Origin of the sequence: Malikia spinosa (assembly GCF_002980625.1) — a bacterium.
Lineage (GTDB): Bacteria > Pseudomonadota > Gammaproteobacteria > Burkholderiales > Burkholderiaceae_C > Malikia > Malikia spinosa.
In genome coordinates this window covers 1-8783 of sequence record NZ_PVLR01000073.1, presented here as the reverse complement: position 1 = coordinate 8783, position 8783 = coordinate 1, and the positions used below count along the sequence as shown (strand labels likewise).

The 8783-nt window shown below is 64.7% G+C and carries 6 protein-coding genes; 5 read left to right on the top strand and 1 reads right to left on the bottom strand.

Going from position 1 to position 8783, the window contains the following annotated elements; genetic code table 11:
* Positions 1 to 39: 39 nt before the first annotated feature.
* On the bottom strand, positions 40 to 2277 hold the full coding sequence (locus C6P61_RS17065) for a YjbH domain-containing protein (protein WP_105731100.1): 2238 nt from the start codon (positions 2275 to 2277) through the stop codon (positions 40 to 42).
* A gap of 288 nt (positions 2278 to 2565) precedes the next feature.
* Here C6P61_RS17065 and C6P61_RS17060 point away from each other — a divergent pair, with 288 nt between their 5' ends.
* The 5 genes from C6P61_RS17060 to C6P61_RS17040 form a co-directional block, all read left to right on the top strand.
* Complete coding sequence (locus C6P61_RS17060) at positions 2566 to 3762, top strand: polysaccharide biosynthesis/export family protein (RefSeq protein ID WP_105731099.1); 1197 nt, start codon at positions 2566 to 2568, stop codon at positions 3760 to 3762.
* A 3-nt stretch (positions 3763 to 3765) separates the two neighbouring features.
* Positions 3766 to 4203, top strand: coding sequence for a low molecular weight protein-tyrosine-phosphatase (locus tag C6P61_RS17055; protein WP_105731098.1), 438 nt, complete (start codon positions 3766 to 3768; stop codon positions 4201 to 4203).
* Positions 4204 to 4221: 18 nt separating this feature from the next.
* Complete coding sequence (locus C6P61_RS17050; RefSeq protein ID WP_105731097.1) at positions 4222 to 6495, top strand: polysaccharide biosynthesis tyrosine autokinase; 2274 nt, start codon at positions 4222 to 4224, stop codon at positions 6493 to 6495.
* Positions 6496 to 6570: 75 nt separating this feature from the next.
* On the top strand, positions 6571 to 8442 hold the full coding sequence (locus C6P61_RS17045; protein ID WP_244908993.1) for a polysaccharide biosynthesis protein: 1872 nt from the start codon (positions 6571 to 6573) through the stop codon (positions 8440 to 8442).
* Positions 8443 to 8465: 23 nt separating this feature from the next.
* Positions 8466 to 8783: 2-dehydropantoate 2-reductase N-terminal domain-containing protein (locus C6P61_RS17040; RefSeq protein ID WP_280524149.1), on the top strand; the 318-nt coding region annotated here is incomplete at its 3' end.

Here is an 8783-nt window from a genome sequence, read left to right as displayed (position 1 = left end):
TTTTTCATGGGGGACGGGCGCCAGACCGGCACCTAAGGCTCAGCGCGGCGCCGCCAGCTGCTGTGCCAGCGCGGCACGCAGGCGCGCGCTGTTGGCCAGCATGTCGTCGCGGCCGTTGCGGTCGAAGTCGGTGACGTCGGTGCGCAGGCCGTGGCGCGCGCGCGGCTGCTCGCCATAGCCCTGGGTCAGGATGTTGTCCTTGTCGCCGACCTTGGTCTGCAGGCCCCAGGCAAAGCGGTCGCTGCCACGCAGCGTCACCGGACCCAGCTCCTGCGCCGCCTTGGGGCCCAGCGGCAGGCTCAGGGTGAAGCCGACAAACTTGCGCTGTGCCGCCATCGCAGTGCCGGCATCGCCCTGGGTGTCACGGTAGAACAGGCGGATCATGGTGTCGCCAAACCAGTGGTGCGAGGCCAGGTTGTAACCCTGGTCGCCACCCAGGAAGCGGCCAGCGGTCGCTTCCAGCTGCCAGGCGCCGGGCACCAGGCTCCAGCGCGCGCTGCCCAACAGCGGGGTCTGGCGGGCAGCGGTGATCTCGTGCTCGAAACGGCCCGCGGTGGCGCTCAAGCGCCAGCGGCCGTCCTCGGTCATCCACAGCCCCTCGACCATGCCGCCGCGGTAGTTGCGGTCGATATAACCGGCACTGGCCTGCGCCGCCACGCCATGGGGCAAGGCCTTCCAGTAGCTCAACAGACTGCTGTCAAAGCCCAGCTCCTGGGGGCGATAGCCGGCAAAGGCCTGGCCGTCCTTGAAATCGTTCGAATGCAGCATCGGCGCCGACAGCACGCCTTGCCAGAACAGGCCGGGGGCCAGGTTGACCTCGGTACCCAGCTCCAGCGCCAGCGAGTAATCGAACAGGCCCAGCTCGGTGCCGACCGCCGTGCGCAGGCCGGGGCCGATCTCGAACTGCGGCAGCCAGGCCGGGCCGGCGTCGACAAAGGCCTGCTGGGCGGATTCGGGGCTGGCGGACTCGCGGCGGGACTGCAGGCGCGCCTGCACGGCTGCCGGCCATTCGCCATCGCGGCTCAGCCACAGGGCGCGACCCGGCTGGCCTTCTACCTCGGCCATACCGGTCATGCCAGCGCAACGGGTCCAGCCCTGCAGCCAGCCGTCCAGGCAGGTGGCATTGGTGTAGGCGTGCAGCACCGGCTCGCGCTGGTAGGTCAGGGTCAGCAGCAGCTCGTCGGCGGCCGTGGCACCGACCGGCTTGAGCCAGGTCGCCAGCGCGGCACCCAGGGCGTCGATCTGGCTCTGGCGCCAGCGGCGCGACTCGGCGCGCACCTGCCACAGGGCGGGCTGGCCGGCCTGGGCCGGGCTGTGGCGCACGCTGATCTGGGCAAAGCCACTGGCCTGCAAGGCCTGGGCCAGGCCTTCGGCCGTCAGTTGTGCCTGGAGCGAAAGTGGCGCCAGCGACGAAGGCTGCAGGTCCGACTGAGGCAGCGGCTGCGGCACCAACTGGGAGGGCGCTGCCGACGACCAGGGCGAAGCAGCCACATCAGCCCCAGCGGACGCCATGGGCGCTGCCGGCGCGCGGCGCGGCATGAAAGGCTCGGGCGTCTGGCCCATGACCCAGTTCAGCGCCGCATTCATCTGCCAGGCCTGCTGGCCGGTCGAATCGGTCAGCTTGCGACTGGCACCGACGCGCAGCGCCAGGTCACGGCCCAGCGGGCGCAGGTAGTTCAGGCCCAAGCGGGCTTCGCGGCTGTCATGCTCCAGGGCGGCGGCCCAATGGTCGTCCAGGCGCAGTACCACGCTGCCAAAGCCGCCGTCGAGCAAGGCAGTGGCTGCCTTGGGCCTGCCATAGCCCAGACTCAGGTCCAGCGGGCCCCAGGTCGAAGTCGCTACGCCGTAGTAGGACCGGTATTTGGTCGCTGCACCGCCATAATCGGTGAAGCCCAGCGCCAGTCGCGTGTCGAGCGGCAACTCGATCGGCAGCTGGTATTTACCGCTGACCGACAGGTCGCGCTGACCACCAGCGCAGGGCTTGTAGTAAAGGTTGCAATCCAGGTCACCCTCGTAGGCCAGGCGGCCCACCAGCTCCAGCCCCGGCAGCAGGCCAAAGCCTGCGTTGACGCTGCCAAAGCTGCCATCGGATCGCTTGCGGGCGCGCTCCGGGTTGCTGTTGCTCAATGACAGGCCGGCCCCACCCCAGGGCAGCACATCGGCAGTCGGCGAGTTGATGGCCGCGCTGTAGCCAGTGGGCGCCAGCTGGGCGGTGGGCCAGGGCTCGTCGGCGAGTGCCGCAAGCGGACAACAAGCCAGCCAGGCGGCATAGGACACTGAGCCCCATCCTATCTGCTTGAAATAAGAAGTATTTATCACTTTTACCAATCGAAAGATTTTTAACTGCGCAGCAAAGTTTAGTTTTCTGCTTTCATCCGCCAATGTGAATGTCATTTTTTCTACATTAGAACCGGCTAGAATCGTAAACGATGTGTCGCCAGGTTTACCCCTGCCAACACTGCGGTAGCCATGGTATCGCCACTTTTATTCAATATGGTTTCACCCTACCGCCGACCCCCATTCCCCTATTACGCCATGCCCCACCGCACCCTTGCCGCACCGCCCATGAATCCACCGCAAGTCCGCCACCCAGCCAGCACCCGCGCCCTGCTCGCCGGCCTGGCACTTAGCCTGGGCGGTTGCGCCATGGCCCCCGGCATGTATGTGGGCAAGCAGGGGGCGGTCGAAGCACCCAAGCGCACCACCCTGCTCAATGTGCTGAACCGCCCGGTGGAGCCAGTCACCGTGGCCGGCCCGGCCGATACAGCGCCGCCCGGCGCCATCACCCCGATCACGCCAGCGCTGATCCAGCAGCAGCGCGCCGCGCGCCGCGACGAGGTGCCAGCCGACGTGCAAGCCCTGTTTGCCGCGCCCAAGACCTACACCATCGGTGCCGGCGACGTGCTCAACATCGTGGTCTGGGACCACCCGGAACTGGCCATCACCCCGGCCGGCGGGCTGGGCACCGACGCCGGCAGCCTGTCCGGCATCGGCAACGGCTACAACGTCAGCCCGCAAGGTCTGATCCAGTTCCCCTATGTCGGCACGCTCAAGCTGGCAGGACTCAACGAATACGAGGCGCGCGAACTCATTACCGAGCGGCTGGCCAAGTACATCAAGAACCCGCAGGTCACGGTGCGCATCCAGTCCTACCGCAGCGGCCGGGTCTACCTCGACGGCGAAATCCGCAGCCCGGGGCTGCAGGCGCTCAACGAAATCCCGATGACCCTACCCGAGGCCATCGGCCGCGCCGGCGGCTTCACGGCCACGGCCGACCGGGCCTCGATCGCACTGTCGCGCAACGGCAAGACCACGCTGATCAACCTGGCGCAGTTAATCGAACGCGGCATCAACCCGAGCCGCATCCTGCTGGCGCATGGCGACATGGTGCGGGTGCTGGGACGCGAAGAAGCCAAGGTATTCGTGCTCGGCGAAGTGCTGCGCCCGAACAGCCAGCCGCTGCGCAACGGCCGCCTGACGCTCAACGAAGCACTGTCCGACTCCGGCGGCGTCAATCCGATCAGCGCCGACCCGCGCCAGATCTTCGTGGTGCGGACGCAAAACCCCGAAAAGCCCGAAATCTTCCACCTCGACGCCCAGTCGCCAGTTGCCTACGCGCTGGCCGAAGGGTTCGAGCTGAAAGCGCGCGACGTAGTCTATGTCGACCCAGTGCCGCTGGTGCGCTGGAACCGCGTCATCAGCCTGATCCTGCCCAGCGCGCAGGCCGTCAACGTCACGCGCGACGCCACCACGGCCAAGTAAGACATGAAGCATGTGCTCACGCTCTGCATAGGCAATATCTGCCGCAGCCCGCTGGCCGAAGTGCTGCTGGCACGCGAACTGCCGCAACACCAGGTCTGGTCGGCCGGGCTGGCAGCCGTGGTTGGCGCTGGTGCCGACCCGCTGTCACAACAAATCGCCACCGAACAGGCGCTGGACCTGTCGGCACACCGGGCACAACAGGTCACGGCACCGATGTGCCAGCTGGCCGACGTGATCCTGGTGATGGAACAAAGCCACAAGGCCTGGCTGGAACAGCAATACCCGCTGGTGCGCGGCAAGGTGTTCCGGCTCGGGCAGTTCGGCGGCTTCGAAATCGCCGACCCGCATCGCCAGCCGCGCGAAGCCTTCGACGCGGCCTTTGCCGCCATCCGCCAAGGCGTGGCCGACTGGGCCCCGCGCATCCGCCAGCTCAGCGCCTGAACCCCATAATTTCCCGTCATGAACTTCCCCCCCAGCCTCACTCCCCCGGCCAACCTGCCCCCGGTTACGCAACAACAACAAGAAGAAGACGACAGCATCAGCCTACTGGACCTGCTCGACGTCGTGATCGAGCAGCGCTGGCTGATCGGTGCGGTCACGGCAGCGGCGATCGCCATCGGCGGCGGCTATGCCCTGACCGCCACCCCGATCTATGAAGCCAACACGCTAATCCAGGTCGAGGACAGCAAAGGCAGTTCGCTGGGCGGAATGCTTGGCGACGCCGGCAACCTGTTCGACGTCAAGTCGCCGGCATCGGCCGAAATCGAGATCCTGCGCTCGCGACTGGTGGTGGGACAGGCAGTATCCAATCTGCAACTCGACCTCAACGTCACGCCCAAGTACCTGCCGGTGCTGGGACGCTGGCTGTCACGGCGCGCCACCGAGCCGTCCAGCCCGGGCTTCCTGGGCATGGACGGCTATGTGTCGGGCAATGAAGCGCTGCAGGTGGCACGCTTCGACGTACCGAAAGCGCTGGAAGGGCAGCGCTTCAGCATCAAGCTGACTACCAACGGCTATGCGCTGCACAGTGCCGACGGCCAGGCGCTGGGCCAGGCGGCGTTCGGCACGCCGCTGGGCTTTGCGCTAATGGGGCAGACAGGCGAGCTGCTGGTAGCCAGCGCAGTGGGCCAGCCCGGGGCCGAGTTCTACCTCATCAAGCGCTCGCACCTGGCAGTGACGCAGGGCCTGCAAGACGCGCTGAAGATCGCGGAACAGGGCAAGCAGTCCGGCGTGCTGCGCGGCAGTCTGGAAGGCGCCGACCCGGAACAGATCAACCGGATCCTGAACGAGGTTGGCACCCTGTATGTGCGACAAAACGTCGAGCGCAAGGCAGCCGAAGCCGAGAAATCGATCGCCTTCCTTAACAGCCAGTTGCCCGAGTTGCGCAATCAACTGGAGGCGTCAGAAGGCAAGTTCAACCAGTTCCGCAGCCAGCAAGGCACCTTCAACCTCGATAGCGAGGCCCAGTCCATACTTGGACAAAGTGTCAACCTTAAGATCAAACTGCTCGAAGCACAACAAAAGCGCAAGGAACTCGAAACCCGCTTCACGGCCCAGCACCCAAGCGTGCAGGCGCTGGACAACCAGATCCAGGCGCTGCAAAGGGAAATCGGCGGGCTCGATGGCAAGGCCAAGTCATTCCCGGCGACGCAGCAGGACCTGCTGCGGCTGACGCGCGACGTCAAGGTCAACAGCGAACTCTATACCAACCTGCTCAATAGCTTCCAGCAGCTGCGGCTGGTGAAAGAAGGCAAGGTCGGCAATGTACGCATCGTCGACACCGCCGTGGCGCCTGAAAAACCGATCAAACCACAGCGCGGCATGGTATTGGCGCTGTCGGGCGTGCTGGGCCTGCTGGCTGGCCTCGGTCTGGCCTTCTTGCGCAACAGCCTAAAGCCCGGCATCAAGAGCGCGGACGAACTGGAGCAGGCGCTGGGCCTGCATGTGTTTGCCACGGTGCCCAAGTCAGCGGTGCAGCAACAGTTGGCGGTGCAGATCGTGGCCAAGAAGCCTGGCGTGCACCTGCTGGCAGCGGTCAAGCCCGACGAACCAGCGATCGAAAGCCTGCGCAGCCTGCGCACTGCGCTGCAGTTTGCCATGCTGGACGCACGCAACAACATCGTGCTGATCACGGGGCCGACGCCCGGCATCGGCAAGTCCTTCACCAGCGCCAACTTTGCGGCGGTGCTGGCGGCAGCGGGCAAGCGGGTGCTGCTGATCGACGGCGACATGCGCAAGGGCCATATCCACCAGTTCTTCGGCATGGAACGCGGCATGGGCCTTAGCGAAGTCATCGCCGGCAGCCAGACCTTGGCGCAAACCTTGCATCGGCAGCTGCTGCCCGGGCTCGATTTCCTCAGCACCGGCACCACGCCGCCGAACCCGGCCGAACTGCTGATGGCACCCTCGGTGCAACAGCTGCTGCAAGGCGCCAGCCAGCAGTACGACATCGTGATCATTGACACGCCGCCGGTGCTGGCGGTGGCCGACACCGCGGTGCTGGCGCCGCAGGCCGGCACGGTGTTCCTGATCGCGCGGTCCGAGATTACTACGCTGGGCGAGGTGCAGGAATCGCTCAAGCGCCTGACCCAAGCCGGGGTGGCCGTCAAGGGCGCGATCTTCAACGGACTGGATCTCAGCAAACGGCGCTATGGCCATGGCTATGGCTACGGCTACAAGCGCTATGGCTACCGTTACCAGGCCTACCAATACGGCCCGGCAGAAACCAAATAAGCAGAGGGCCGCTTCATGAACAATGTCGCCCAATCCCTGCTGGACCTGCCCAGGACAGGCAAGCGCGTGCTGGTCATGGCCATCGACATCCTGCTGTGCATTGGCACGGTCTGGCTGGCCATGTCGCTGCGATTCGAACATTGGGCGGCACTCAACGCACCGCTGACAATGGCAGCCAGCGTAGCCACCGTATTGGCGTTGCCGCTGTTCGTGGTCACGGGGCTGTACCGGGCCATCTTCCGCTATTCGGGCCTGCCGGCCTTGATGTCGGTGATCCGCGCAGTCGGCGTGTACGCGCTGGCCTACATCACGATCTTTGGCCTGGTCGGGGTGCAGGGGGTACCGCGCTCGATCGCCTTCCTGCAACCGCTGCTGCTGCTGGTGGCAGTAGGTGGGTCGCGCATGCTGGCCTGGATCTGGCTGGGCGGACATTACCAGCGGCTGATCCAGCGCTGCGACATTCCGCGAGTGCTTGTGTTCGGCGCCGGATCGGCCGGAAGGCAACTGGTGGGAGCGTTGCACAACAGCCCCGAAATGGAAGCTGTTGCCTTCCTGGACGACGATGCCAGCCTGCACGGCCAGATCCTGAAGGGACTCAAGATCCACGACCCGGCAAAGCTGCCAGAACTGGTGGAGCGGCTGCAGATCGACCTAGTGCTGCTGGCGATACCGTCGGCCAGTCGGCAAAGGCGCAACGAGATCGTGGAACTGGCCAGCCAAGCCCATGTGCAAGTGCGTACATTACCCGGCATCATGGAACTGGCCAATGGCGAAGTCCATGTCAGCGACCTGCGCGAGCTCGAAATCGAAGACCTGCTGGGCCGCGATCCGGTGCCGCCGCAACCACATCTGCTGGACCGGAACCTGCGCGGCAAGGTGGTGCTGGTCACCGGTGCCGGCGGGTCAATCGGTAGCGAATTGTGCCGGCAGATCATCCAGTCGGGCCCGGCACAACTGCTGCTGCTCGAGCTCAACGAATACGCACTGTACAAGGTCAACCAGGACCTGGAAAAACTGCAGGCCGAAGGGCTTGCACACCAGGTGGAATTGACTCCGCTGCTGGGATCGGTGCAAAACGCCGAGCGGCTGCGCGAGATCATGCGAACCTGGCAGCCGCACACGGTGTACCACGCCGCCGCCTACAAGCATGTGCCGCTGGTGGAACACAACCCAGCAGAAGGGGTGAAGAACAATGTGTTTGGCACCCTGCTGACGGCACAGGTGGCAGCCGAGCAAGGAGTGGAAGACTTCGTGCTGGTCAGCACCGACAAAGCGGTACGGCCGACCAACATCATGGGCACCAGCAAGCGGCTGGCAGAAATGGCGCTGCAAGCGCTGGCAGCCGACCCAGCACAAGCGGCCAACACCCGGTTCAGCATGGTGCGGTTTGGCAATGTACTGGGGTCGTCGGGGTCGGTGGTACCGCTGTTCCGGCAGCAGATCAAGGATGGCGGCCCGATCACGCTGACCCATGCCGATATCACACGCTATTTCATGACAATTCCGGAAGCGGCACAACTCGTGATCCAAGCGGGAGCCATGGCCACGGGCGGGGACGTGTTCGTGCTGGACATGGGCGAGCCAGTCAAGATCATCGACCTGGCCAGGCGCATGGTCGAGCTGTCGGGACTCAGCATCAAGGACGCGAACAACCCGGGCGGCGACATCGAACTCAAGATCAATGGCCTGCGTCCGGGCGAAAAGTTGTACGAGGAATTGCTGATCGGCGATAACCCTCTTCCGACGCAACACCCGCGCATCATGAAGGCGCACGAGGACTTCCTGCACTGGTCACAACTGGCATTGAAGCTGAAACAACTGCAACAGAGCTTGGCAGTCAATGATGTGCCAGAAATTCGTAATTTGCTCAAAGAACTAGTGCCCGGCTATCAGCCCGAGGGCGACGTAGTCGACTGGGTTCATATTAAAAACACCGTGCACGCATAGCCGTCTGACATCAGGGAATCTTCATGAAAATCGCCATCGCCGGTACCGGCTACGTCGGCCTCTCGAATGCCGTGCTGCTGGCGCAGCAAAACGAAGTCGTCGCACTCGACATCATCCCGTCCAAGGTCGACCAGCTCAACGCGCGCCAGTCGACCATCGATGATGCCGACATCGAGCAGTACCTGGCGACCAAGCCGCTGAACCTGCGCGCCACGCTCGACAAGCGCGAGGCCTACGAGGGCGCCGATTACGTCATCATCGCGACCCCGACCGACTACGACCCGGCGACCAACTACTTCAACACCGGTTCGGTCGAGGCTGTGATCCGCGACGTGATCGCA

Bases quoted from the DNA above. Each gene is read 5' to 3' on its own strand.
- C6P61_RS17060 (WP_105731099.1), top strand. From the start codon at position 2,566: ATGAATCCACCGCAAGTCCGCCACCCAGCCAGCACCCGCGCCCTGCTC.
- C6P61_RS17055 (WP_105731098.1), top strand. From the start codon at position 3,766: ATGAAGCATGTGCTCACGCTCTGCATAGGCAATATCTGCCGCAGCCCG.
- C6P61_RS17050 (WP_105731097.1), top strand. From the start codon at position 4,222: ATGAACTTCCCCCCCAGCCTCACTCCCCCGGCCAACCTGCCCCCGGTT.
- C6P61_RS17045 (WP_244908993.1), top strand. From the start codon at position 6,571: ATGGCCATCGACATCCTGCTGTGCATTGGCACGGTCTGGCTGGCCATG.